This window comes from Rhizobium sp. BK176 (assembly GCF_024808055.1).
Map to the genome: position 1 here is coordinate 478436 of NZ_JANUBV010000003.1, position 25919 is coordinate 504354.

Annotated in this window: 25 protein-coding genes and 1 pseudogene; 6 read left to right on the forward strand and 20 right to left on the reverse strand. The window is 61.1% G+C overall.

The window, feature by feature from the left end:
* Positions 1–58: 58 nt before the first annotated feature.
* Complete coding sequence (locus tag FHT76_RS15015) at positions 59–418, forward strand: response regulator (RefSeq protein ID WP_007789408.1); 360 nt, start codon at positions 59–61, stop codon at positions 416–418.
* A 27-nt stretch (positions 419–445) separates the two neighbouring features.
* Here the strand turns inward: FHT76_RS15015 and FHT76_RS15020 are convergent, their stop codons facing one another.
* From FHT76_RS15020 to argH, 6 genes are all read right to left on the reverse strand, one after another.
* A complete protein-coding gene (locus FHT76_RS15020; RefSeq protein WP_016556435.1) occupies positions 446–895 on the reverse strand; it encodes a hypothetical protein in 450 nt (149 codons plus the stop codon).
* A gap of 165 nt (positions 896–1060) precedes the next feature.
* The gene (locus FHT76_RS15025; RefSeq protein WP_183863646.1) at positions 1061–1387 is read right to left on the reverse strand and encodes a hypothetical protein; all 327 of its coding nucleotides are present in this window, start codon (positions 1385–1387) and stop codon (positions 1061–1063) included.
* Between the two features lie 119 nt (positions 1388–1506).
* On the reverse strand, positions 1507–4185 hold the full coding sequence (locus tag FHT76_RS15030) for a TIGR02302 family protein (protein ID WP_259185665.1): 2679 nt from the start codon (positions 4183–4185) through the stop codon (positions 1507–1509).
* Between the two features lie 172 nt (positions 4186–4357).
* Positions 4358–5626, reverse strand: a complete 1269-nt coding sequence (gene lysA / locus FHT76_RS15035; RefSeq protein ID WP_183863645.1) for a diaminopimelate decarboxylase — start codon at positions 5624–5626, stop codon at positions 4358–4360.
* A 12-nt stretch (positions 5627–5638) separates the two neighbouring features.
* Positions 5639–5833, reverse strand: coding sequence for an LPS translocon maturation chaperone LptM (locus tag FHT76_RS15040; RefSeq protein WP_016556431.1), 195 nt, complete (start codon positions 5831–5833; stop codon positions 5639–5641).
* A 79-nt stretch (positions 5834–5912) separates the two neighbouring features.
* Positions 5913–7313 carry an argininosuccinate lyase gene (gene argH, locus FHT76_RS15045; RefSeq protein WP_183863644.1) on the reverse strand — a complete coding sequence of 467 codons (1401 nt, stop codon included), beginning with the start codon at positions 7311–7313 and terminating at the stop codon, positions 5913–5915.
* 41 nt (positions 7314–7354) lie between these two features.
* Here argH and tlpA point away from each other — a divergent pair, with 41 nt between their 5' ends.
* Positions 7355–8017, forward strand: a complete 663-nt coding sequence (tlpA, locus tag FHT76_RS15050; protein WP_183863643.1) for a thiol:disulfide interchange protein TlpA — start codon at positions 7355–7357, stop codon at positions 8015–8017.
* 145 nt (positions 8018–8162) lie between these two features.
* A complete protein-coding gene (locus tag FHT76_RS15055) occupies positions 8163–8636 on the forward strand; it encodes a VOC family protein (RefSeq protein WP_183863642.1) in 474 nt (157 codons plus the stop codon).
* Positions 8637–8651: 15 nt separating this feature from the next.
* Here the strand turns inward: FHT76_RS15055 and FHT76_RS15060 are convergent, their stop codons facing one another.
* Positions 8652–10235, reverse strand: coding sequence for a Na+/H+ antiporter (locus FHT76_RS15060; protein WP_183863641.1), 1584 nt, complete (start codon positions 10233–10235; stop codon positions 8652–8654).
* A gap of 343 nt (positions 10236–10578) precedes the next feature.
* Here FHT76_RS15060 and FHT76_RS15065 point away from each other — a divergent pair.
* Positions 10579–10974, forward strand: a pseudogene (locus FHT76_RS15065) (GFA family protein); the annotation flags it as partial.
* 232 nt (positions 10975–11206) lie between these two features.
* On the opposite strand, the gene FHT76_RS15070 reads toward FHT76_RS15065, so the two are convergent.
* On the reverse strand, positions 11207–11335 hold the full coding sequence (locus FHT76_RS15070) for a hypothetical protein (protein WP_259126849.1): 129 nt from the start codon (positions 11333–11335) through the stop codon (positions 11207–11209).
* Positions 11336–11364: 29 nt separating this feature from the next.
* On the reverse strand, positions 11365–11997 hold the full coding sequence (locus FHT76_RS15075; RefSeq protein WP_259185667.1) for an isochorismatase family cysteine hydrolase: 633 nt from the start codon (positions 11995–11997) through the stop codon (positions 11365–11367).
* 396 nt (positions 11998–12393) lie between these two features.
* On the opposite strand from FHT76_RS15075, the gene FHT76_RS15080 reads away from it, so the two are divergent.
* Positions 12394–13800: an adenylate/guanylate cyclase domain-containing protein gene (locus FHT76_RS15080; protein ID WP_183863639.1), complete on the forward strand. Its 1407-nt coding sequence runs from the start codon at positions 12394–12396 to the stop codon at positions 13798–13800.
* Between the two features lie 32 nt (positions 13801–13832).
* Here FHT76_RS15080 and FHT76_RS15085 read toward each other — a convergent pair whose 3' ends face one another.
* From FHT76_RS15085 to FHT76_RS15105, 5 genes are all read right to left on the reverse strand, one after another.
* Positions 13833–15593: an adenylate/guanylate cyclase domain-containing protein gene (locus FHT76_RS15085; RefSeq protein ID WP_183863637.1), complete on the reverse strand. Its 1761-nt coding sequence runs from the start codon at positions 15591–15593 to the stop codon at positions 13833–13835.
* 321 nt (positions 15594–15914) lie between these two features.
* Positions 15915–17567 carry a Na/Pi cotransporter family protein gene (locus FHT76_RS15090; RefSeq protein WP_183863635.1) on the reverse strand — a complete coding sequence of 551 codons (1653 nt, stop codon included), beginning with the start codon at positions 17565–17567 and terminating at the stop codon, positions 15915–15917.
* Positions 17568–17695: 128 nt separating this feature from the next.
* A complete protein-coding gene (locus tag FHT76_RS15095) occupies positions 17696–19270 on the reverse strand; it encodes a carboxylesterase/lipase family protein (RefSeq protein ID WP_405049263.1) in 1575 nt (524 codons plus the stop codon).
* A 167-nt stretch (positions 19271–19437) separates the two neighbouring features.
* Positions 19438–20019 carry an OmpA family protein gene (locus tag FHT76_RS15100; protein WP_183863633.1) on the reverse strand — a complete coding sequence of 194 codons (582 nt, stop codon included), beginning with the start codon at positions 20017–20019 and terminating at the stop codon, positions 19438–19440.
* A gap of 4 nt (positions 20020–20023) precedes the next feature.
* Positions 20024–20446 carry a cysteine rich repeat-containing protein gene (locus FHT76_RS15105; RefSeq protein ID WP_183863631.1) on the reverse strand — a complete coding sequence of 141 codons (423 nt, stop codon included), beginning with the start codon at positions 20444–20446 and terminating at the stop codon, positions 20024–20026.
* Between the two features lie 269 nt (positions 20447–20715).
* Here FHT76_RS15105 and FHT76_RS15110 point away from each other — a divergent pair, with 269 nt between their 5' ends.
* The gene (locus FHT76_RS15110; protein ID WP_183863629.1) at positions 20716–21159 is read left to right on the forward strand and encodes an SRPBCC family protein; all 444 of its coding nucleotides are present in this window, start codon (positions 20716–20718) and stop codon (positions 21157–21159) included.
* Positions 21160–21356: 197 nt separating this feature from the next.
* Here the strand turns inward: FHT76_RS15110 and FHT76_RS15115 are convergent, their stop codons facing one another.
* The 6 genes from FHT76_RS15115 to FHT76_RS15140 all read right to left on the reverse strand — a co-directional run bounded on the left by FHT76_RS15115 (position 21357) and on the right by FHT76_RS15140 (position 25902).
* Complete coding sequence (locus FHT76_RS15115) at positions 21357–22238, reverse strand: 3-hydroxybutyryl-CoA dehydrogenase (RefSeq protein WP_016556416.1); 882 nt, start codon at positions 22236–22238, stop codon at positions 21357–21359.
* Between the two features lie 148 nt (positions 22239–22386).
* Complete coding sequence (locus FHT76_RS15120) at positions 22387–23316, reverse strand: electron transfer flavoprotein subunit alpha/FixB family protein (protein WP_183863627.1); 930 nt, start codon at positions 23314–23316, stop codon at positions 22387–22389.
* A gap of 25 nt (positions 23317–23341) precedes the next feature.
* Entirely contained in the window at positions 23342–24091 is a 750-nt protein-coding gene (locus tag FHT76_RS15125) for an electron transfer flavoprotein subunit beta/FixA family protein (protein WP_183863625.1), read from the reverse strand.
* 171 nt (positions 24092–24262) lie between these two features.
* Positions 24263–25051: a rhomboid family intramembrane serine protease gene (locus tag FHT76_RS15130; RefSeq protein WP_183863623.1), complete on the reverse strand. Its 789-nt coding sequence runs from the start codon at positions 25049–25051 to the stop codon at positions 24263–24265.
* Between the two features lie 43 nt (positions 25052–25094).
* Complete coding sequence (locus FHT76_RS15135; protein WP_259185669.1) at positions 25095–25673, reverse strand: cob(I)yrinic acid a,c-diamide adenosyltransferase; 579 nt, start codon at positions 25671–25673, stop codon at positions 25095–25097.
* Between the two features lie 25 nt (positions 25674–25698).
* Entirely contained in the window at positions 25699–25902 is a 204-nt protein-coding gene (locus tag FHT76_RS15140; protein ID WP_007790735.1) for a twin transmembrane helix small protein, read from the reverse strand.
* Between the last annotated feature and the right edge of the window lie 17 nt (positions 25903–25919).

The following is a 25919-nucleotide window of genomic DNA, read 5'->3' on the forward strand; positions in this document are numbered from 1 at the left end:
TCGCAAAGGAAAGTCGTGTGATTTCCGTTGCGGGGCATGAAACGGAGTGATGCACACCATGGCAAAAATTCTGATTACGGAAGACGAGGATTCCCTGCGCTCTTTCGTAGCCCGCGCTTTGCGTCTTGACGGTCATGAGACCGAGGAAGCTGCCGACGGTGCGGAAGGACTGGAAAAACTCAGAGACGGCGTCTACGACCTGCTGCTCTCGGATATCCGCATGCCCGTGATGGACGGCATCGAACTGGCGCATCAGGCGAAATCCGCTTTCCCGGCGCTGAAAATCCTGCTGATGACCGGCTATGCGGAACAGCGCGAACGCGCTGACGACCTGGCGGAAAAGATTGTCGATGTCGTCTCGAAGCCCTTTGCCTTGCCTGACATTCGCAAGGCCGTGGCGCGCGCGTTGGCCGCCTGAGGCGGCTAACGGCACTCTCTCGACAATTCAGCCCTCGTTGGGGATGAATTTGCCTTCATAGCGGACGCGAAAATTGCGTCGCTGGAAGTCCTGCTGGAAACACACAAAGATCAGTTCGATATCGGCAAGGCTGTCGCGCTTGTGAAGCAGGCTGAGCGTGACGACAATGACGCCGGCATAGCCGCGCGTCAGCCTGAACGCCGCATTGCGAATGGCGTTGGCCTCGGCATCCTGTCGATCGTCCCGGCGTTCGTAGATCACCCAGAAGCGGCAGATGTCCCAGGTCGAACGGAGAATCTCCGTGATTTCCGCCTGGAACTGCTCGGCATGCATGCCGGGTGACCAGGGGAGGGTCTTCTCGCCTTCGTCAGCCACGACGTTGAGGTAGCCATCATATTCGCCGGTTCGGGCAAGCGCATTCTCGATCAACTCAAATGCCGCGCTTTCGCTGATTACCGTCTTGAAGAGAATTGCCATCGAATCGCTATCGTTATTCACCTGCAGGGTGACATACGAAGCTTTCGGCAGGCAAGGCTAGCCTTGGCGTTCAATTTTGGAGCTTGGCGTCGACAATGGCATCGGCACAACTCTGTCATCGCTTCACTAAGACGATGGCACAACCGGTAAGAAAGCCGCAGCTTCTCAATAATCGGGGCAAGCCGAATTTATCGTCGTTCCGCTGTTCCCACCCTGCGTCTGCAGCGTACCGGGAACCGGCCGCGGCGGGCAATTCACCGGTCGCCGTACCTTCGAGCCATTGGACGAGATGCTTCCCGTCGTCTCCATGCTGTAGGGAGCCGGGCGATAGCGGTCCGATCTATCCCAGTTTGATTCGTAACCGTCTGCAGCGAGCGTCTTGCCGCCACTGTTGGTCGTTGCGAAACCACCGATATCCCATGCGCTTGCCGTGCTTGCGGCCATGCCGAATCCAAGAGCGACAGCTGCAATCAGCTTCAATTCCGTTTTCATGGAAATACCCTCAACTCGTGCCCAAACGACGCGCGATCTCGCGTCACAGTAGACATAGGTATCTCTCGCGTGGAGGCATTGAATCTCACGCTATTGTGACCCGAAATGGCACAAACGCGCTACTGGATGTCTAGCAGTCGTTCCAGATATTGCCGCTCGATCGCCTGCGTCGGGTTGTTGCCGAGCTTTTCGCGAATGGCGTCGAGGATTTCTCGGGCCCGCTGGACGTCAATCTCGTCAGGCACCTTCACCTGATCGCCGAAATCCGGTCCTTCAGCGCGGCGTGGACGGCCAAGGGGATCGCGGCCGTTCTGGTTGCCTTGTCCCACCTGCCCCTGTGGGCCCTGGCCCTGCTGACCCTGCATTGCCTGCATCATCTGGTTCATCATGTCGCGCGCGCCTTGGCGCAGCGCTTCCAATGCGCGTCCCTGGCCCTGTATGGCGGGCTCGCCATGGCCTTGGCCGAGCTCACGCCCGGCGCCTTCCATTTCGCGCTGCGCCTGGCCGAAGCCCGGGCCGGGCTTGATACCCATGTCGCCGAGCCCCTTCTGAAGCTCTCCGAGCTGCTTGCCGAGTTCGTCCTGGCGCGAACGCAGTTGCTTCAGGGCTTCGCGCAGCTGCTCCGCGGTCATCTGATCCGAAGGCTGCTGCCCCGGCTGGTTCTGACCTTGCTGGTTCTGGTTCGGATTCTGACCCTGATCTTGCTGGCCCTGCCGTTGATCCTGTTGCATGCCGTCGTTGTCCATCGGCATGTCGTCGAGGAGCGGATCGTTCATGCCCATGTTGGGGTCGCCACGCTGCATGCGGTCCTTCAGCTGCTGATCCAGCTTGAAGGTTTCCTCCATCAGCTTCTGCTGGTCACGCAGGATCTGGCCGAGTTTGTCCATCTGCTGGCGCATCTGGCTGTTGTCCTGGCCCTGCTGTCCTTGCTGCGGCCTGCCGGCCAGCAGATTATTCATCATCCGCTGCAGTTCGGAGAGCATCTGCTGGGCCGCATCGCGATTGCCCGAGCGAGCCAGATTCTCGATCTGATCCATCATCCGCTCCAGGTCCTGCTGGCGAATGATGTTCTGCGCGTTCTGGTTCGGCTGCATCGGCGCATTCTGCATGCGCTGGGCGAGCTCCTTCATGTAGTCCTGCATTGCCTTGCGCAGCTCGTCCATGAGCTTCTTGATCTCGGCATCCGGTGCATTGCGCTGCAACGCGTCGGCCAGGTTCTGCTGCGCATTGCGGAGGTTGCGCTCGGCCTGCGAAAGGTCGCCATCCTCCATGCCGATCGCAATGTCCCAAAGATAATCGGCGGTGTCCTTCATCGCCTCTTCGCCCTTGGTGAGCTTCATGCGTGTCAGCGCCGATTGCAGCAGCAGGTAGTTGGTCAGGTTCGGGATCGTCTCTTCCGGCCGCAGCGTCAGTGCTTCGTTCAGCGCAACCGCTTCCGGCATCTTCCGTGTATCTAGCGTGAACACCTGCCGTTCCTCGGCCACGGCAGCGGCAAGCGGCTCGTTGAACGGGCGGGCCGGCAGCGTCATCTCATGCGGAGGACTACGGCCGGTCTGGCCTGCAGCGTCCTTGGCAACGAGCGTAATGCGGACGCGCTTGCCGGACAGCGGGTGCTCGGTGAGGTTCTTGCTGGTTACGCCTTTCGCATCTCGCGAGTTGCGGCGAGGGATGTCCAACCGGAAATCGGGCAGTGGATACAGAGGTGTTGCGGCGGGGTCGGCATCAACGGGAACGATCTCGGCACGCGCTTCCTGCACGCCGTAGTCGTCCTTGACGGTGAAGCCGATTTCGAGCGCACCATTGACCGTCGGCTTCGGCATCCCATTGAAGGCTATTTCCGGCGCCTTGTCGGCGATGACATCGAAGCTCCACGTCCGGCCGTTGACTTCAAGCTGGCCGTTTTCCTCGAGCTTCATCTCATGCGTGGCAGCCGACGGAGGCGTATTTGCAGCGCCTTCAGGCTGCGGAATTGGCGCGGTCGGCTTGCCCGCCTCTTGAGACACGATCTCCTGCGCCTCGCCGTTCTCGTTCCTGAAGATGACTTTCTCGGCGGTCTTGCCGCCGCTGACGCGGATCGTCAGATTCGAGAGTTGAGGAACGCGGATCGCCGCCTGCTCGGTGCCATTCGCCGTCAGATAGATCGGGGCGCGGCCGGTGTACGACGGAGGCGTAACCCAGGCATCGATGCGCACGGCGGGATCGGTCGCCTGCGGTGTCGGTCGCGGCTGCAGCGCGTCCGTAATCGAGCCGCCGTTCATCGACAGCGAATAGCCGAAAGCCATCACCACAAGCAGCGCGGGAACGGCGCGCAACGCCATCCGGTCGTGCGAGGCGATGTCGGGACGCGGAAAGCCAGTATCGAGCGCCGCGATCTTCTCCGCCATACGCGTCTGGTGTTCGCGCCAGAGGGCGCGCGCGAAGGGAGTGTCGGTGGCGGGCTCGTCTTCCTGGACGGCCACCGGCTGGTGCTGCAGGCCGTTGCGCTGTTCGAGCAGCCGGTCGGCAGCGGCCGTGTCGGGCCAATGGAGCCGACGCAGCGGAAGCAGCGTTGCGACGGCGGCAATCGCGAAAACGACGAGCAGCGCCAGGCGGATCCACTCTGGTGCGTAGCGGAAGACGCCGAACCACGATGCCGCCAGATACAGCGCCACGACGGAAAGGATCGGCAGGAAGAGCGGCAAGATTTGCTCGGACAGCAGCACCAAGCGCGCCAGAAAGCGCTTTGCCGCAACCAGCCTTGCCAAGGATGGCCTCAGGGCAAATGCACCGTTTTTCTCCCTGCTGGAGCTCTTGTTCAATCCGTTCTCCGCGAGCTGGCGTTCAAGGGCAGAGGGCGCTTCGGCGATTGCTAGCGCAATTCGCTCTCAATCAAGGATAACATTCTTTGTGGCGAAGACGAGGGCAAGCGCCGATCGATCCCGATTTTTCAGGGCTCTTCGCCAAAAAGTGAAGTCATCGTCGAGCGCGTGATCAATCCAGCCAAGCCGGAACGGAATCGAGTCCGATCAGCTCTTCATAGGTGCCGCGCGGGCGAATCACGTGGAAATCGCCGCCTTTTACCAGCACTTCGGGAACCAAAAGGCGGCTGTTGTACGTGCCTGCCTGAACCGCCCCATATGCGCCCGCGGTGCTAACGGCGAAAAGGTCGCCCGGCTTCGGAATGGCCATTTCGCGGTCCAGCGCCAAGAAATCGCCGGTTTCGCAGACAGGACCGACGACATCCGCCTTGATGCGGGGCGCGTTCGCCGCCGAGATCACGACCGGGCGGATCTCGTGATAGGCCTCATAGAGCGTCGGGCGGATGAGATCGTTCATCGCGCCGTCGACGATCACGAAGGTCTTCTCGCCGCCGTCCTTCACATAAACCACCTCGGTGACCAGAATGCCGGCATTGCCGACGATCAGGCGGCCGGGCTCGGTGACGATCTTGCAGTTGAGTTCGCGCAGCGCGCTCGTGACGACTGCGGCATAGGCTTCCGGTGACGGTGGTGGGTTGTTGTCATCGCGGTAAGGAATGCCAAGGCCGCCGCCGACATCGACGTGGTGTATGGCGTGGCCGTCTGCGCGCAGCGTGCCGACCAGTTCGCGCAGCAGCTTGAAGGCGTCCTCGAACGGCTGCAGGTCGGTAATCTGGCTGCCGATATGCATGTCAATGCCGGTCACTTCGATCCCAGGCAGGGTCGCGGCGCGGGCATAGACGGCGCGGGCGCGCTCCCATGAAATGCCGAACTTGTTTTCCTTCTTGCCGGTCGAGATCTTCGCATGCGTCCGTGCGTCGACATCGGGATTAATCCGGAAGGAGACCGGTGCCTTTTTCCCGGCCTTGACGGCACGCTGGTTGAGGATCTCGAGTTCCGGCTCGGACTCGACGTTGAAGCAGTAGATACCGGCCTCGAGCGCATAATCCATTTCCCGCGGCGTCTTGCCGACGCCCGAGAACATGATGCGCGATGCCGGGATGCCGGCGGCCAGTGCGCGGCGCAGTTCGCCTTCGGAGACAACGTCGATCCCCGCGCCGAGATTGCCGAGCGTCTTCAGTACCGCCTGGTTGGAGTTCGCCTTCATGGCATAGCAGACCATCGCGTCGACACCGCTCAACGCTTCGGCGAAGACGCGGTAGTGGCGCTCGAGTGTTGCCGTGGAATAGCAGTAAAACGGCGTGCCGACGCCCTTGGCGATCTCGGGAACGGGAACGTTTTCGGCGTGGAGGACGCCGTCAATGTACTGGAAATGGTTCACGGTCTTGGCCTCTTAGAGAAGCGGATCGAGAATGAATGGCCTGTTCGCGGTGCCCGGCTGCGGCGTCGGCTTCGACGAGTCGCCGGTCTTCGTTGCATTCGCGCTCGGCGGATCGAGATCGCCTTTTCGTCCGCACCCGGCGACGGCAAGGCCGATCACGGCAAAAACAACCGTCAGGCGGACGATCTGCGGCAAGCTCTTCTGCATGGAATTCCTCTTGGGAAGCGGCACTGGTGGACATCTTCATAGCGAAGTTTATCCAGCTTGTGCACCCTGATTGTTGAGGTCAGTTGCGGGCGCGCCAATAGGCGATCTGCTTGCGCACTTCCGAAGGCGCGGTTCCGCCGAAGCTCTTGCGGCTGGCAACCGATGCCTCGACCGTCAGAACATCGTACACCCTGTCGGTGATGGCAGCGTTGATGGCCTGCAGATCGGCAAGCGGCAGCTCGGCCAAATCACAGCTTTTGCTCTCGGCCAACGCTACCGCACGGCCGGTCACATGGTGGGCGTCGCGGAACGGCAGTCCGGCTTCGCGCACGAGCCAGTCGGCAAGGTCGGTCGCCGTCGAATAGCCGGAGCCGGCCGCGGCCTTCATACGGGCGGTATTGATTGTCATGTCGCGGACCATGCCGGTCATGGCTGATATTGCCAGTTCCAGGCTTTCGGCGGCGTCGAAGACCTGTTCCTTGTCTTCCTGCATGTCCTTGGAATAGGCGAGCGGCAGACCCTTCATGATCGTCAGCAGGGCGATCAGTGAGCCGTTGATGCGGCCGGTCTTGGCGCGCACCAGCTCGGCGGCATCCGGGTTCTTCTTCTGCGGCATGATCGAGGAGCCGGTGGAGAAGGCATCCGACAAGCGGACGAAACCGAACTGAGGCGTCGACCAGATGACGATCTCCTCGGCCAGACGCGACAGGTGCATGGCACAGATGGCGGCGAGGGCCAGGAATTCGATGGCGAAATCGCGGTCCGAAACGGTGTCGATCGAATTGCGGGTCGGCTCTCGGAAGCCGAGCGCCTTGGCCGTCATATGGCGATCGATCGGATAGCCGGTGCCGGCGAGTGCCGCCGAGCCGATCGGGCTTTCGTCCAGGTGCTCGATGGCGTGACGGACGCGCGAGCGGTCGCGGCCGAACATTTCGACATAGGCCATGCAGTGATGACCGAAGGTGACGGGCTGCGCCGTCTGCAGGTGCGTGAAACCGGGCATGACGGTGTCGGCATGCTCTTCGGCGCGGTCGAGGAAGGCTGCGATCAGATTGGTGAGCAGCTGCTCGGTCTTCTGCAGCTCTTCCTTCACCCACAGGCGGAAGTCGAGCGCCACCTGGTCGTTGCGCGAGCGGGCCGTGTGGAGACGACCGGCGGCCGGGCCGATCAGCGTCGCGAGACGGGCCTCGACATTCATGTGAATGTCCTCGAGCTTGCGGGAGAATTCGAAGTTGCCGCTCTCTATTTCTGACAGGATCGTGTTTAGCCCCGCGACGATTTTGTCTTTATCGTCAGCGGAAATGATGCCCTGGTGGGCAAGCATGGTGGCATGGGCGATCGAGCCGCGGATGTCCTGGGCAAACAGCTTCTTGTCGAAACCGATCGAGGCATTTATCTCCTCCATGATCGCATCGGGACCGGAGGCGAAACGGCCGCCCCACATCTGGTTGGAGGATTTGGTGTCCGTGCTGTCGGCCATGACGATGCCTGCCTTGAAGAACGCGTGTCTCGGAGAATGAAATGACGACAAGAACGCCCCTGCGCCTGCCATCCCTGAAGCTGATCGGGATCGCGGCCGTCGCAGGCATTATTGCCGGTGCGGCAGCGGTTTACATCAGGGAAGCCGGGTCTGGCAATGGCGGGACGCAAACGGCCTCGGGCGAATGCGCGGCGACAAAGGAGATTGCCACGCGGATCGCACCGCTGCTCAAGGGCCAGGTGGCGGCGATGGTTGCCCCTGACGAGCATCGCAAGCTCACTACCGTCGCCTTCAAGGGCGCAGACGGCCAGCCGATGACGCTCGACAGTTTCGCCGGCAAGACGGTGCTCTTCAATCTGTGGGCGACGTGGTGTGTGCCCTGCCGCGAGGAAATGCCGGCTCTGAACACATTGGAGAAGGAGCTAGGCAGCGACAAGTTTCAGGTCGTGCCGGTCAACATCGACACCGGCGATGACGAGAAGCCAAAGGCCTTCCTCAGCGAAATCGGCGTCGATGCGCTGAAGCTCTATCGCGACAACACCATCGAGGTGTTCAACAGCCTGAAGAAGGAAGGCCTTGCCTTCGGTCTGCCGGTCACGCTGTTGATTGACGACAAGGGCTGCCTGATCTCCGCCATGAACGGCCCGGCCGCCTGGGACAGCGACGACGCGAAGGCGCTGATCAAGGGCGCGGTGGGCTCTTAAGGCATTCCGTCGTTTCCATCCGTCTCCAAAGCACCTTCGACCGCTTTTGGTTGTAGAAGCGTGAAACGGCTTCTCTCAACTGGAGAAAGTCGGTTTGCCCCTTATGTCAGGAGGACACGGCAACCAACAGCGAAGGAACCGCGACATGCCCAAGAATACGATCTGCGTATGGTACGACAAGGAGGCCGAGGCCGCCGCGCGCTTTTACGCCGAGACCTTTCCGGACAGTGCGGTCGGTGCCGTCATTCGCGCACCGGGAGATTATCCGGACGGCAAGCAGGGAGACGTGCTGGTGGTCGAATTCACGGTTGCCGGTATCCCCTGCATCGGCCTGAACGGCGGCCCCATTTTCAAGCACAACGAAGCCTTTTCCTTTCAGATCGCGACTAACGATCAGGAGGAAACCGATCGCTACTGGAATGCCATCGTCGGCAATGGCGGTCAGGAAAGCGAATGCGGCTGGTGCAAGGACAAGTGGGGTGTTTCCTGGCAGATCACCCCGCGCGTTCTGACTGAAGCGCTCGCGGCTGGCGGCGCGCAAGCCAAGCGTGCGTTTGACGCGATGATGACGATGCAAAAGATCGACGTTGCTAAGATCGAAGCCGCCCGGCGCGGCTGATCACCATGGCTTCGGTCACGACTTGGCTGAAATCGCGCTGAGCTCCTCGAGATCCAGGTCCCGTTCCAGCTCATGCAACGTCTCGTCGTCGATCTCGCCAGCGCGGTGGAGCCGGATCAGTTCACGGCGCCCTGTCGCTACCGCCTCGAGAACGACATCGAAATGGGCATGGAGGATCGGCGAGTAGTGGTCGGTGCGTGCGGCATAGTCGACGATCGCCACGGCCCTGCGCTGATAGCGCTCCAGCAGCTGGGGATGGATGAGGTTTCCCTCTTTGTCGTAGGCCAGGCTTTGGACTGTCGCGAATTGCGCCTGGGCCATGGCAGCTTCGGCCTGGCTCATGGAGAGGTGCGCCCTTTCCGCCTGGGGCTCGGTCAGCCGTGCCCAACTGATGACGTGTCCGAGCGTCGTTCCCTGCACAAGCACGGTTCCGACAATGACGGCGAACGACGTAACCAGGATGAGGTCCCTGCCGGGGAAGCCTTCCGGCACGCTCAGGGCAAGCGCCAGCGTCACGACGCCGCGGACGCCTGCCCAGCCTATGACAGTTACGCCGCGGCTGCCGAGCGGCGTGTATCGATCAAAACCCAGAAGGTTGCAGACCTTGATCACGAGGTCGGATCCGAAGAGCCAGGCAAAGCGTGCGAGCGTGAGTGCGACAAGGATTGCAAGGATGGGCAATCCCATCGTTGCAGCGACGACACCAAAGCCGCCGCCGCGTTCGACGACCCCGCGCAGCGATAGCCCGATCAATATGAAGACAGCGGCTTCCATCAGGAAGACGATCACGGTCCAGAACGACGTGCCGCGCATGCGCGTCGAGGCCGAAAGGACCGTGTGCTGATACCAACCCATGATCAGGCCGGCGGTCACGGTGGCAATGACGCCCGAAACATGGATCAGTTCGCCCAGCAGATATGAGGCCCAACACAACAGGGTCGTTCCGGCGATTATCAGGTACTCATCGCCGAGCCGCCGCACGAACAGAACCCAGACCGTTCCGACGATGATGCCGACGAAGGCGCCGCCTGCTGCCAGAAGCAGGAAGCTTCCTGCCGCGTCGACCACGCTGAAACCCCCGGTGACCGCGGCGGCGACCGCGAAACGGAACAGCACGAGGCCGCTCGCGTCGTTGAGCAGGCTTTCGCCCTCGAGCAGGATTTGCAGGCGCCGGGGCAACCGTACCCGCTCCAGGATAGCGCGGGCGGAAACGGCGTCAGGTGGCGAAACGATTGCGCCGAGCGCCGCGCACGCTGCCCAGGGCAGCGACGGAAACAGGAGATGGGTGACAGCGGCCACGACGGCGCAGGTGAAAAACACCGCTCCGATGGCAAGCGAGGCGATGCCGATCACATGACGGCGCAGCGGATGAAGAGCGATGGACCAAGCACCGTCCATGAGGAGTGGCGGCAGGAAGATGACGAGCACCAAACCGGGGTCGACGGTAATCGTCGGCAGGCCCGGCAGGAAAGCGAGCAGCGCGCCGCCGGCAAGCAGGGCCACGGACGGCGGCAACCCAAACCGGTCGGCGGCATAGTGCAGCGCGATGATCGCCACGAACATACCGATAACCAGTTCGAACAAGTGTGTGGGATCCATGCGCTTGTGCCCTGATACACCGTTTGCCACGACCAGCTCTACTAAAGGGCGCGTTCCCGCGAAACGCAATTGCCAAGCGATGCCCACCAAGCATAACGCAACGAAAATTCCGGACCAGCCTCTCCGGCGACGATCGCCAAAGGTTGCTCGTCGTATGAGATCCGGCGCTCGCCGCTCGTAGTACTAGGCGGTCCACTAGACTTCGGCGGTCCGCGGTCTACATTCATGTTTAGTAGGCCGACATTGCATCAGGGCTCCGCCCCTTCGCATGAATTGCGGTTCGGGCCTGCGTTACACCCCTCACAGCTCGATTGATCTCACCGCGTAAGCGGAAGGAGTTTTTATGGCCGATGCCCAATGCGCCTGTGGCGCTCTCAGACTGGCCGTTAGCGAACCACCACTATTGACGGCGCTGTGTCACTGTCTCGCGTGTCAGCGAAGAACGGGCGCACCGTTCAGCGCCAATTCGTTCTATGCAATCGATTGTGTCGAAATATGCGGGACGTCGACCGAATTCATTCGCACTGCCGATAGCGGCCGCAAGGTTCATATGTATTTTTGCCCGACCTGCGGTTCGACCGTCTATTGGAAGGCCGATGGTGCGCCGTCCTGGATCGGTGTGGGGGTCGGCGCGTTTGCCGACCCTGCCTACGCGCCGCCTGCCATGTCCGTCTTCGAGCAATCGAAACATGCGTGGGTGCAGCTCGACGACACTGTGAAGCATTTCGAAGGTCTTCCAGACCGGCGGGATTGGGGGGATGTGAAGCCTTCCTTGTCCTCATTGGCAACGGCGTCGCTCCCTCGTCTTCTCGGCCGTTGCCCTCAAGACTTCCAGAGCCATGGTCGCGGAGAGGAGCCGAGAGATGCCTTCGCCTTGTGGTTGGCGGCTCCCGTTAGTGAGAGGTCATGATAGACGACCTTCGCACCGGCCTTTTGAGCGCGTCATCGACGCTTAGCCGGTGGGCCGGGAGTCAGGGGAGCTGATTAATGACGACCTCAGGCTTCGCGGCTTCGAGCGCCTGACGCACTTCCGCACCGAAGATGACCGGGCGCCGGAGCCCCGACATGGCATCGCTCTCAGCCTTTGGTGTCTCTTTCATTGCCGTACCTTTCAGGTTCCGTTTTGGGTTTAGCCTTGCGCCTCAGGCAAAGCCTCGATCAGTTCCGCTGTTGTCAGGATTGAGTGCGCGAACGTCGGACCGTTCAACTCATGCGCCGCATGCATCATCGCGTGCGAGAAGGCGGCCGTTGCGTCGGTCACAAGGGTCACGTGATAACCGAGTTCCATCGCGAAACGGGCAGTGGACTCGATGCAGGTGTTGGCGAGCAATCCGACCACGATCACATGGGTGATACCCTTCTGCTTCAGCCGCATGTCGAGATCGGTGTTGGCAAACCCGCTTTGACCCCAGTGTTCCTTGGCGACGATGTCGCCGGGCTTCGGCGCAAAATCGGGGTGCCATTCGCCGCCCCACTCACCGCGCGCGAAGCTGTGGCGGTGCATGATCAATTGCTGCGTCGGATTTGGGTGATCCCATTCCTCATAGTCGCCGGGCTCCCACCGACGGTGGGGAACGATGGCCACCTGGATGCCCACCGATCGCACGGCACCATCCAAACGGCGGAGGTTATCAAGAAGCCCCACCTCATCGGCGATTGGCTTGATATGTGGATGAACCTTTCCGCCTTCGGACAGGAAATCGTTGTACGGATCGACAAGAAGGAATGCGGTTTGCTCTCGAGGGTAGGTGGCGTCAACCATTGGTCATCTCCTTGGCTTGCAACGCGGTCGTTGAACTGGCTTCAACAAGACCCTAATTGACTATGAAAATCATAGTTACAAGACCCTGTGAAAAAGAAAGTTACAACGACTGTGCTGCGCGCAGTGCGCGGGAACCGGTTGTCGGTGGTTGCCGGACGACTGATCCGCTGGGAGCTGAGTTTTCGCCGGCCGATGCAATTTTCGCACCGGGCGCCTGGGTTTCCGCGGCGCAAAGATCTGGCGACTTGGCTCCAGTCCAGGTAGTAATCCGCAGCGCATACGCCGGAGTGCTAGGGGGCAGTGTCAGGTGTCAAGATTTCTATCAGGGCGTTCCCGTGTTATGATTTCTGCTCCTGCGCCGTCCGTCGTGGGACCAGGCGCAGAGAGGCTTGTCTGATGAGTGAAGTGGACGCGCTTTTTGCCGCCCTGCGACAGGCGGCCGACCGGCAGACGGTCGAGTGCATCGAGAACGCAGTCATGCGCGGCTCGGATCGGGATCTCAATCGCATCAATGCGCTGGCCTTCGCAAAGGCACATCATCTCGATGAAGAGAAAACGATCGCGGCGCTGCTGCATGCGGCCCGTCTGGGCGTGTTCGAGATGACCTGGAATGTCCTTTGTCCAGGTTGTGGTGGAGTCCTTGACACCGGCGCGACCCTCAAGACCGTCGACCAGGAGAGCTACCATTGCGCGCTCTGTGCAGCTGGCTACGAGCCAACGCTCGACGAGATGGTCGAGGTGACATTCACGGTCAGTCCGCGCGTGCGCCGGATCGCTGCCCATGATCCCGATCGGCTACCTCCGCTGGAGTACTACCGTCAAATCTTCTTCAGCTCCGGCGTCGATTTGCCAGAGGACTTCGAAGCGATCTTCGGACGAATCCTCTTGGAGATCATCGAGCTGGATCCGGGCGAGAAGGCTTTCGTCTCCGTACGACTGCCGGCACAATTCGTCATCATTTTCGATGCGGTAACACATTCGGCGCAGTTCATCGACGTGCAGGGCGAGCCGACCGGCGAACGGCAGAACCTCTCGATGGTCATCAGTCGCGGGCATGCGTTGAGCGATACGCTAACGCTCCGTCCAGGCCCTCTGCGGATCGCCCTCGAGAACCACACCGATCGCAGAGTTGTACCGAACATCTGCGTCGCTGGAGACGACCTGCATAACCTATTGGGCAGCAGGCGACCATTCCTGACGGCCAAGCGTCTGCTGACGAACCAGAGCTTCCGCGACATCTACCGGACCGACACGCTTGACGTCGACCAGCGGCTGAAGATCACAAGCCTGACGTTCCTTTTCACGGACCTCAGAGGCTCGACCGCCCTCTACGAGCGTGTGGGGGATCTCGCCGCTTTCGACCTGGTGCGGGCCCATTTCAGGGTTCTTCACGAGATCGTCGCCACGGAGGCCGGAGCGGTCGTCAAGACGATTGGCGATGCTGTGATGGCGACTTTCCCGAGCCCCGACCGCGCGGTTGCGGCCGCCCTGCGGATGCGGGAGGCGATGCTTCAATTGAATGCCGAACATGGCAGCGACGATCTCCTCCTGAAGATCGGCATCCATGAGGGACCATGCCTTGCCGTCAACCTGAACGACCGGCAGGACTACTTCGGCCAGACGGTCAATATCGCGTCGCGCGTGCAGGGCCTTGCCGATCCAAACGTGATCCTGACGACGGAAGCGATTGTCGGGGACGCCCACGTTTCGGAGATCCTGCGAGATAGCGGCATCAGCTCGGTCTCCCGGATGGAGGAGCTTCACGGCATCGGGAGAGAGGTAAGGATCTTCGCCCTGTCGTGAGCTGAACGCGAAGGCACGCTGCTCGGCGCTCGTCATCTCAGCAAGAGCGATTTCTTCCGGACCGCGGGCTTCCGCGGCGTCAATGGCAAGCCGGCATCGCAATTGCGCTGGATCATGGTCTCCGTGATCGACGTGTCCGCATAGGTTTCCTGCATCCTGATGTAGACTGCCGAGAGACCGGGATCGAGCGAAAGCGCCTGCCGAACCAGAAGCTCAGCCCGTGCCGTGTTGCCGCAGGCCATGCAGGCAGCGATCTGGTAGAGCGACGTCCTCCTCGTCTGGAAGGGCAGTGTGAGCGCGACGCGCAGCATGTCGTCGAAACGACCCAGCGCGTAGAGGGCCGCCACTCGCTCCTCGGTGATCCAGACTGGCAGGAAGGGATCGAGCGTCTCGGCGCGATCAAGCATTTCGAGGGCGCGCTCAGGCTCTCCGGCATAAACATAGAACGCCGCGCTGCGGCCGAGAATATAGGCGTCGTTCGGGGCGAGTTCATGCGCACGGATATGATGGTAACGCGCCGAAACGAAATCGCCTGACTTCATCTTGATCGCGCCCATGATGCGATGGGCTTCAGGGTCCGTGGGATCGAGGGCGAGCGCGTGTGCGACCTGCTGTTCCGCCTTCTGGAGGTCAAAACTTGGCAGGTTGCTCCATGAGCAGACGTGCATGCCGAAAGGCCGGCCGAACCCGGGGTCCGTGGTCATGGAGCGCTCGAACCAGGCCATGGCTTCGTGGATGTGACTATCCGAGACGCCAATCAGGCGGTGATGGTCAAGTCCGCGCAGATAATACTCGTAGGCGGTCATGTTTTCCGGACGCTTCAACCGAGCCGCAGCAAGTTCCGACTGCTCGACCCGTCCAGAGACGGTGGCTGCAACGCGCGCGATGATCTCGTCCATGACATCGAGCAATTCGCGAAACGGACGCGTGATGCGATCGGACCAGATGACCAGACCCTCACCAGTTTCCGTCAACTGGATGTTGATCCGCATCTCGTCACCCGCTTGCCGGATGGAACCGCTGATGACATAGCCAACGCCGAGTAGGCGGCCGATCTCGACCGGGTCTTTGGTCGTCAGGGCGGTTGCCGCGGAGCGGGAACTGACAAACAATCCCTTCAGGCGGCTAAGCTCCAGTGTGAGGTCGTCGGTAATGCCTTCCGCCAGGAAAGATTGATCCACGACAGCGCCGGGTGCAATGTCGAAGCGCGCCACTGCGATCGAGTTCGTACGAGGAGATTGGGCCGCATTCGGCGTGGAACGCGTTGGAGCGAACTGAAACACGTGGCGGTCCACCAGTTCGGTGACCCGGTAGACCCGGATCGGCTCGATAATGCCCTTCAGCTGCCGTTCGCCGGTATCTTCGAACCCGCATGGCGACACCCGCCGGACCTGGTCGTATAGCAGCCCTGAAACCTCGATTGCGCCAGGTTGAGCCGACGTCTCGATGCGGGCGGCGATGTTCACCCCGTCGCCGCGCAGGTCCGTGCCGACCACGACGACATCTGCAACGTGGAGGCCGAAACGCATCTCGCCACCGCTCGATCCAGGCATGGCGGCGATCTCGGCACGCGCCGCGATCGCGCACCTCAGCGCGTTGACAGGGCTGCTGAACTCGGCGAGCAGGGCGTCGCCTGCGGTGCCGAAGACACGGCCGTCATGACGCCGGACGACCGAACGAACCGTGTCGAGGACGGCATCGATTCGGACAATTGCCCCTTCCTCGTCCGTTTCCATAGCAGGGGTGGAGCCGACGAAATCCCCGACCATGATCGTGGCCAGCTTGCGCTGCATTCTCGATCCCTCCGCAACGGAAGCACGTGATGACGCAATCTAGCACAATAGCCGGGCTGGGTGTTTTGCGTTTGGCAAGGATAGCGACGGAGCGACAAGCCGGTCCGCTTGTGACGATGGCATCGCCCCGCACGCCGGTTGACTCAATTTATGCGTCGTCATTGGGTTTCCAAAATCGCTGCGCGCTCTACCTCAAGAATTCTTCTCGAAGGGGTACAGGGAGACCTCGGTGGTTGTCGCGGAACCCCCGCCGAGGTCTCTCCTCTCAAAAAAGAGCGGCAACGCCGTATCTTGCCCGCTCGCGTCGGCTCACGACACGCCTCAATCGGCATTTGCACCACGACCGAGGAGATGGACGGCCGCGCGCCAGGCGTGATGAGCGATCCGGTCCAGCCGTCGGGCAGCATCGATCCGCGCAAATGCGTCCGCCGCCGTCAGCTCGCCTGGGGCAACGGATGCGAGGATGGCGGCGCGATGGTTGCGCTGCAGGACTTCTAGCGCGCTTGCAGCAGCCTCGGCGTCAGCGAGCGCCACGGCGACCTCGGCCGAGACGTTCCAGCCGATGGGGGTGGCTTTTATGGTCAGAGCACATTCCGAGGTGATGGAACCGGCGATTGCCTCCACCGCACGCATGGTGCGTGTGCAAAGATCGGTGGTGCGGAGGCCATCTGTTGCCTCGGCCGGATGTCTTAGCGGACCGCCGTCGGCCAAGCTTTCGAGGAGGCGGGAGGCGTGGTCGAGTGCGTGGAGCGTGCTCGTCATACGCTGGCGCTCAGCGTCCGTCTCTGGACCGGCACTCAGTTCGGAGAGGAACGCCCGCACTTCCAGAAGCGCGGCCGCGTCGTTGGCCTCGGTTGACTGCGTGCCGCCGCCGGAAAGGGTCGCGGAAACGGCGGCCGCGATCCTTCCGAGAACGCCGGCTATGACACGGCGTGCGGTTTCGACGGCGATCACCGGACTGGCGAGCGCGCTTGGATCGAGCGCTTGCTGAAGTGCCGTCTGCTTGGAGGGCAAGAGCCGCTCGACCGTGCGGGTGAACCACTCCGTCGCAGGAAGGAGCACTGCGACGCCGACCACATTATAGGCCGTATGGTAGGCAGCCAGCAGCGTCATCCCATCGATCGATGCGGTAAAGGCCCGCATCAGCGGCGCCGTGAAAGGAAAGGCGACGATTGCGATGAGTGCTGCGATGAGCTTGAACAGGACATAGGCAAGAGCCAGGCGCTTGGCCGTTGCGCTGGCGCCAATGGCCGCCAAGGCGGAGCTGGTCGCCGTCCCGATGTTTTGACCGATGATCAGGGCCGCGCCCTGCTCGAGGCCGACCGCACCGGCGTAGAAAGCCGAGATGGTCACGGCGATCGACGCTGTCGAGGACTGCATGACTGCCGTCATCGCCAAGCCGACGACGATAAGGCTTAAGAGGCCGACCGAGCCCTCCATCCAGCCGACACCCGGCGTGCCGAGGACAGCGGGCAGGTCGGACGGATGCAGGGTCTCGGCCAAGCCGCCCATGCCCTGCTGCAACGTTGTCAAACCATAGAGAACCAGCGCAAATCCCGCGAGGGCGCCGCCGATGGCCGCGATCCGCCGACCACCAAGCAACTTCGCCAGCGCGCCAAAGAAGATGATCGGCAAGGCGTAGGTCGAAAGCGAGACGCGCACACCGATCAGCGCCACGAGCCAGGCGGTTCCCGTCGTGCCGACATTTGCTCCAAATACGAGGCCGAGTCCTTGCGGGAAGGTCAGGAGTCCGGCGCTGACAAGGCCAATCGTCGTCATCGTCACAGCGCTTGACGACTGGACGAGCAGAGTGACGATCGCGCCCCAAAAAGCGCCCGAAAGCGGTGTTGCAGCGGCCTTGCCTAGCACGGTGCGCAGCGCCGATCCCGCCAGCGCCTTTAGGCCGTCGGTCATGACGGTCATACCGAGCAAGAACAGCCCGATACCCCCCAGAATGGCAACCGCTGTCGACATGCGCGCTCCGCGCTTCGCCTCAAACCGCTTTCAAGACATAGCACCAGAAATAGAATTGTCCAAAAATCTCGCGTCGCCACTTGCGGCACAACACCGGCCAAGCCCTCTGAACCGCAGCGCCTGACCCGTCAGTTCTGTTCGTTCCAATATCGTTGCCAGAGATCAAGCCTGCGTTTCAGCGGATCGGGCGCTACAAGCGCGCCGCCATTGGTGAATCTCATGACTTTATCGACATTGGGATCGTAGATTGGCCAATTCGGCCGGGATCCGCCGTTGGGATCACCCTTCGTTGCAAAATCAACCCAATAAGCACTCGCCAGCGCGGCCATGGCCCAGTCGGCTGGCGTAACTTTGCCTTTCACCAACGCGGCAGGAATATCGAACGTATAGGGAAATTCGGAGCCGTGCGGAGTGCCTTTCCATGTCGGATCGTTGCGCAGGGCCTCGGCGACATAGGAAAAACGATACCACCACGTCGGCTGACCCGCTCGGAGCATCTCGTCAGCGAGATGGCGAGACGGTTCAATAATCGTCTTGTCGGCGAGGACCCGCTGTTTCAGCGCATCAAGCGTCTCCTGATTGTCTGGGTCATAAAGCGCACGGGCTTCCGCTGCCTGCTCTCCGAACATCTGGAAGAGGTCGTCTTTCGACGCCGCCTGACCGATGCCAAGACCAAGGCTATCCGCACCCACAATGACGGGCACTGACGCCTGCCGTCGTGCTGCGAAGGCCGCTTCGGGTGTTTCGAGCAAGAACCGCCCATCCACGATCGGACCGGAGACGCCGACAATGGGCTTACCCGTCGACATTCCTGTCAGCACCGCTTGGGCAGACGCACCCTCCGTCAGCTTTTCAGCAGGCAGCGCCCGGAGCGCCGCCAGAGCGGCTGAATCGCTGCCAGCAATTCCGAGAGACTTTGCGTAGTCCAACGCGATTTTCTCGGCTTGTTTCAATGACGGCTGCTGCAAGCTTCGCGCACGCGCGGTGGGGAGGGTCGGCGACTGCAAAATGGCTGCCTGGAAAAGTCCTCGTGATAGCGGCGATATCATGTGTGCCATCACCGAGCCGCCACCTGCTGACTCTCCGAATATGGTTACTTTTGTTGGGTCGCCACCGAAGGCTCTGATGTTTTGCTGGACCCACCTCAAGGCTGCAAGCTGGTCCATGTAACCATAATTGCCCACCGGTTCGCCGGGCAATTCCGCTATGAGCCCGGGATGGGCAAAGAAGCCCAGCCGTCCCATGCGGTAATTCATGCTGACGAACACGACTCTCTGGGCGGCAAGCTGGTTGCCGGGATATTGAGCGGTGTTTCCGTGAACAAGCGCGCCGCCGTAAATCCAAACCATCACCGGAAGCGATCTCTCGAAGTGCTTGGCGGGTCTCCAGACATTGAGGGTCAAGCAATCCTCGGACTTCGGCACGTCGTCAGTCTGCATGCATGAAGGACCGAAGTTGCGCGCGTCCCTGACGCCGGTCCATTTTTGTACTGGTGTCGGATTGCGCCATCTCAGCCTGCCGACCGGCGGTGCCGCGTAGGGGATTCCTTTGAAGCTTAGGACAGTGCCTGACCTCTCGCCTCTCAGCATTCCGCTATCAATTCGAACGGTGAGATCCGCCGCATCGCTTCCCGATGCAAAAATCGTCGGAAGCGTTGCGACCGCCAACACGAAGGGAAGTTTGCTACGGCTGCCTACCGACACGAGCCCTCCAATCGCCAGGTTAGGGAGTCCGGGAGAAAGAATAGTCCCCGCGAGCGGCATCGAGAAGGGTGCGTCCGGCGGCGACTCTCGTCCGCTGTCGCCTTCGCTCCGCAGCGGTTCATCGGATTGCACGGCGTTTCGTTCGACGCCGTGCAATCCCTGTCAAACTACGATTTGCTCTTGAAGACCCCAAGATTGATGAGTTGCACGCGCCTGTTGTTCGACCCGTTCACATCGGTGCCTTCGATCGGCAAGTGTTCACCAACGCCGACGGCGTAGAGGCGTCGAGGATCGACTGCGAAGGTTGTCGAAAGAGCTTCCTTGATGGCCGCCGCACGTTGCTCACTAAGCTCGAGATTGTGCTTTTCATCGCCTGTCGCGCTTGAGTGACCGACAATGAGGAAATTGTAGGCCCATAGGTTTGGATGATGCAGGGCGTCGGCGATCATCCCGAGTGTGCGGTACGACTTCGGCTGAATGGAAACGGAGTCATTCTCGAAATTGATCTCGACAACCATCTGCGGCAGCTTCGCGATCCGTTGCCAATTTGGAAGTGCCGACATCGGCTTGCTTCCGCCACTGATCGCCTCCTCGCGCAAAATCACGAGATCGATCACAGGGGCCGCTGCCGTCAGTTTGCCCAGTCCCTTGACGATCCGCTCTTGCGACACCTCCTGTGCGGCGGCAAGTCCGGGAAGGAGAACCGCGACGGCGATGGCCAGGGACATCCTTGAAAAAATGCGCTTCATTGGTTCATCTCCATCCCGCATCGGTAATGACCTGGTTGCATTCCTTGCTGACACGCTTTTCCTTCTTGACGAGGCAGGCGAGAACAAAGCCGTCACCCTTGATGCCGGAGCAGCTCTTCGACATGTCCCTCTGACAGACTTGTTTGTACGACACCTGGGCATGTTCGCGCTGGGTGATCGACTGGAAGGCGGTGCTCAACGAGCCCTTGCAAGTTGCCGACACCTTGGCGGCGTTCTGCTGCAGGCAATCTGCAATTCGCCCATTCCCGAGATTTAGCCCCTTGCAGAGCTTCTGGATGTCCGCGCCGCAGTCATCCGCCAGCTTCGTCACCGCGTCTGCGTAGCTCAAGGTCTGGGCGCTCGCTGCTCCGGAGTGAAAGGCGGAGGCAACTAGGACGATCGCCACCGTTAAATTGCGTTTCAACATTTCGCACTCTTTCTGTCAGATCGGATTGAGATTGAACGCGGAGATCATGCATAAGATGGCATCATTGGGGACGTATATTACTGTAAAGAACGCCCCCTCAGATGGGATCGCTTTGCCGGTTTCGCTCCGCAAAGATATGGCATGCATTGCTCGGCGCTGCTGAATGGACCGAGCCAGGCTGGTGCCAAATATTCAATCCCGTTGTCGGATTGACCGTAGCAGGTTCGTCCTATGCGCGTTCTCAGAGTTCAATCCAAAGGAGGAACGTCATGCCCAATACGATACGTCTTCATCGCGTCCTGGGGGCCAGTCCCGAGAAAGTCTATCGCGCATTCGTGGAGCCGGACGCGCTGGCCAAATGGCTTCCACCCAATGGGTTTACCTGCACGGTCCACCATTTTGAGCCGACCGTCGGCGGAACACACAGGATGTCCTTCCGGAATTTCACGACCGGCGACAGCCATTCTTTCGGGGGCAGTTATCTCGAACTGGTACCGGGCGAGAAGCTTCGCTACACGGATAAATTCGATGATCCCAACTTGCCCGGCGAAATGGAAGTCACCGTGACATTTCGAAAAGTCTCGGTCGGCACAGAGCTCGATGTCGTCCAGGCGGGCGTGCCAGACGTGATCCCTCCGGAGGCATGTTATCTTGGCTGGCAGGAATCGCTTCGCAACTTGGCGAAGCTCGTCGAGCCTGACATCAAGGAGTAGCTCTCAAACCAGCGTTGAGCGGAATCAACCGCTCGGGCGGCAAGAAAAGCAAAAGGAAGGCGGAACTTAACGATTGGCGCCGCCTGCTTTGATGCACGAGCCGGTCAAAACGCGGAAATCCGAATTCGCGTCGAGCGAGCACTCACGGCGTTGGTAGTGGAGCAGGGGATTCCCGCTGCTCTGGCCGCCGCCAAACCTTAGCGCGTCGGGATCGGCGTTTCGCCGCGATAGTCGTAAAAGCCGCGGCCGGATTTACGGCCGAGCCAGCCGGCCTCGACATACTTCACCAGTAGCGGGCAGGGGCGGTATTTGGAGTCGGCGAGGCCGTCGTGCAGCACCTGCATGATCGACAGGCAGGTGTCGAGACCAATGAAATCGGCGAGCTGCAGCGGTCCCATCGGGTGGTTGGCGCCGAGCTTCATTGCGGTGTCGATCGCATCGACGGTGCCAACGCCTTCATAGAGCGTGTAGATCGCCTCGTTGATCATCGGCAGCAGGATCCGGTTGACGATGAAAGCCGGGAAATCCTCGGCGACCGTCACGGTCTTTTCCAGCGATGCGACGAATTCCTTGGCTGTCGCGAAGGTCACCTCGTCGGTCGCGATGCCGCGAACCAGCTCCACGAGTTTCATGACCGGAACCGGATTCATGAAATGGATGCCCATGAAGTGTTCGGGCCGATCGGTGGTTGAGGCAAGCCGGGTGATCGAGAGCGAGGATGTGTTGGTGGCAAGGATCGCTTCCGGCTTCAGGACCGGACAGACCTGAGCATAGATCTTGCGCTTGACGCTTTCGTCCTCGGTCGCCGCTTCGATCACCAGATCGCAGGCGGCGAGATCGTTGAGGTCGGAGGAGCCTGAAATCAGGGAAAGCGTGGCGGAGCGCTCGTCGTCCGTCATCTTGCCACTCGTTACGTGGCGGGCGAGGTTGCCATTGATGGTGGCGAGACCGTGCTGGACGCGTTCGTCGGAGAGATCGTAGATTTGGACCTTGTAGCCGGCCGTTGCCGAAACCTGTGCAATGCCGCAACCCATCTGGCCCGCGCCGATGATACCAACCGTTTTCAACACCGCATTCATCTCCAAACCCCCGCTCGGCATGCGCCGCCGCGCCGCCGCATTTTTCTAGCAAAACTGCCGGACGAATGATCGCCCGGCAGAAGTAGTAGCCCTTAAAAAGATAATTTTCCAGTCATTCGCAAGTGCGAAATGAAGGCATCTGCTCGTTTCAAAGGGCCTTCTGCAGTTCCGGCAGGGCATCGAACAGATCAGCGACGAGGCCGTAGTCGGCGACCTGGAAGATTGGCGCCTCTTCGTCCTTGTTGATGGCGACGATGACCTTCGAATCCTTCATGCCGGCGAGATGCTGGATGGCACCGGAGATGCCGCAGGCGATGTAAAGGTCAGGTGCCACGACCTTGCCGGTCTGCCCGACCTGCCAGTCGTTCGGGGCGTAGCCGGCATCGACGGCGGCGCGCGAGGCGCCGACGGCGGCCCCGAGCTTATCGGCGACCGGCAGGATGACTTCCTTGAACTTCTCGGCCGAGCCCAGCGCCCGGCCACCCGAGATGATGATCTTCGCCGAGGTCAGTTCCGGACGGTCGGAGGCCGACAGTGCGTCCTTGACGAAGGTCGACAGACCGGGATTGGCAGCAGCCGCGACGGTCTCAACCGCGGCGGAACCGCCTTCGGCAGCGGCGGCGAAGGAGGCAGTGCGCACGGTGATGACCTTCTTGGCGTCGGTCGCCTGTACCGTCTGGATGGCGTTGCCAGCATAGATCGGCCGCTTGAAGGTGTCGGCAGAGACCACTTCAATGATCTCCGAGACCTGGGCGACGTCGAGCAGGGCGGCAACGCGCGGCATGACGTTCTTGCCGGTCGAGGTGGCGGCGGCGATGAGCGTGTCATAGCTTGCCGCGAGCGAAACGATCAGGGCCGCCAGGGGTTCGGCGAGGTTGTTGGCAAGGACTGCGTCCTCCGCAACCAGCACCTTGGAAACACCCGACAGCTTGGCAGCTTGTTCGGCGGCGGCCTTGGCGCCGGCACCCGCGACGAGGATGGTGACGTCGCCGCCGATCTTCGATGCCGCCGTCAGCGTCTTGGCGGTCTGGTCGGAAAGGTGGCTGCCGTCGTGGTCAGCCAGAAGAAGAATGGCCATGGATATAATCTCCCTTTCTCGAACCCTAGAGGACGCCGGCTTCGGTCTTCAGCTTTTCGACCAGCTCGGCGACCGACTTGACCTTGACGCCCGCCTTGCGGCCGGACGGCTCTTCGGTCTTCAAGACCTTCAGGCGCGGCGCTGTGGAGACGCCGAAATCGGCGGGGCTCTTCTTGTCGAGCGGCTTCTTCTTCGCCTTCATGATGTTCGGCAGCGAGGCATAGCGCGGCTCGTTCAAGCGCAGATCTGATGTGACGACGGCCGGGAGCTTGACGTCGATGGTCTGCAGGCCGCCGTCGACTTCGCGCGTCACGGTTGCCTTGCCATCACCGATTTCGATCTTCGAGGCGAAGGTTGCCTGCGCGGTGCCGAGCAGCGCCGCCAGCATCTGGCCGGTCTGGTTGGAATCGTCATCGATCGCCTGCTTGCCAACGATGATGAGACCCGGCTCTTCAGCGTCGACGACGCCCTTGAGAATTTTGGCAACGGCGAGTGGCTCGACGGCATCGTCGGTCTCGACCAGGATCGCCCGGTCCGCGCCCATGGCGAGTGCGGTGCGCAGTGTCTCTTCAGACTTGGCAGGACCGATCGACACGACAACGACTTCCTCGGCCTTGCCGGCTTCCTTTAGCCGCAGCGCCTCCTCCACCGAGATCTCGTCGAACGGGTTCATCGACATCTTCACATTCGCGAGCTCGACGCCTGTGCCATCCGGCTTCACGCGGATCTTCACGTTGTAATCAACCACCCGCTTCACGGGGACGAGAATTTTCATGGGGTCCTTCCTTCAACTCTTTCGCCAAGAAAATGCGCGTTTCGGCGCTGCTCCGATTGTCGAATGGCGACATGGATACGCGTTTTTCCTCCAAACACAACGCTCACATGCCGCAGAATGGCAAATTGATCCCGTGAGTATATTACCTTTACGTTCACGTCAATAATGGGGTCAGGGCTTATCCCAGGGCAGCCGCGGACGTAGCGGTTGGCCAGGTACCGCGACCATTGCCGGGTTGGGCGTCGGCCGGTCCCTGACGGCCCTCGGCATGACGACTTCGCGATCGAAAAGCGGAACGCCGCGGCGGCGCATGACGAGAACCAGAACGCCACCGGCGACGATCCCGCCGACATGCGCGCCCCAGGAAATGCCGCCGTTTGGCTCCAGCACCAGCATGACGAACTGCTGGCCGATCCACAAAAGCAGCGGGACGAAGGCCGGCAACGGCAGCGGCACGCGCATCAGCACCAATACCCAGACTTTCACGCGGGGATGCAAGACGACGTAGGCGGTGACCACGCCGGAGATCGCGCCTGAGGCGCCTACAAGCGGCGCTTCCGATGTCGGGCCCACGAGCCCATGGACGAGAGCGCCGGCAGCCGCGCAAAGCAGATAAAAGATAAGAAAACGGAAATGCCCCATCGCGTCTTCGACATTATCGCCGAAGACCCAAAGGAAGAGCATGTTTGGCGCGAGGTGCCAGAAACCGGAATGCACGAAGGAGTAGGTAATGTAGGTCAGTGGTTCGGGGATGAGGGCCAGCGCCGGCGCCAGCGTTGCGTGATGAAAGGATACCGCAGGAATGTAACCCAGGCCGACAATCGTCGCCTGCGACACAGACTGGCTGGCGACAACCCCGGTGAATAGCCAAATCGCGAAGTCCACCGCGATCAGCGCCATCGTCACCCATTGGACCTTGATATGCTTCAGCGTATTGGCATCGTGCAGTGGTATGAACATGAAGCCTGCCCCCGGCGTTCGCGTCACATGGTCGGCGAGGAACCTACCTGTTTTTCCCCGGAACCCAAAGCACATCCGCGTGCCCGCGGTCATTGGCATGGCGGGCGGCGACGAACAGGAAGTCGGAAACGCGGTTGACGTATTTCAATGCCGCTTCACTGACGACTTCGCCGTCGGCGCGGGCGAGCTTGACCATCAGCCGCTCGGCCCGGCGTGCGATCGTGCGGGCGAGATGAAGGTGTGCCGCGGCCGAGTGACCACCCGGCAGCACGAAAGACTTCAGAGGCTGCAGGTCCGCGTTCAACTCATCGATGTCACTCTCGATGCGTGCGACCTGGCTATCGACGATGCGCAGCGGCTCGTGCGCCGGCGGCTTGCCATCGTCGGGCGTCGCAAGGTCCGCGCCGAGGTCGAAGAGGTCGTTCTGGATCAACATCAGCATCCGCTCCAGGACCGGCATGCCCTGCATATGCAGGCGCGCGACGCCGATCGCGGAGTTGGCTTCATCGATCGTCCCGTAGGCTTCGACACGTAGATCGTATTTCAGGCGACGCGGCCCGGAAACAAGCGCCGTCGTGCCGTCATCGCCGGTCTTGGTGTAGATCTTATTGAGCCTTACCATGCCTCTCCCCTCTCTCTTCCCCGCCTTAGCTAGGGCGGCCGCCACCGGTCAGCCAGAGCGTCAGCATGATCAGGAGCACGGCGATTGCCTGCAGCAGCACGCGCAGCTGCATCAGCTTGTTAGAAAGATTCGGATTGCCGCCCTTCATCATGTTGAAGAGCCCGCGAATCAACACGAGGGCGACGATGCCCATGACGATGATCGCGAGGATATAGGTGACCGTGGACATGCTGGCTCTGGCTTTCT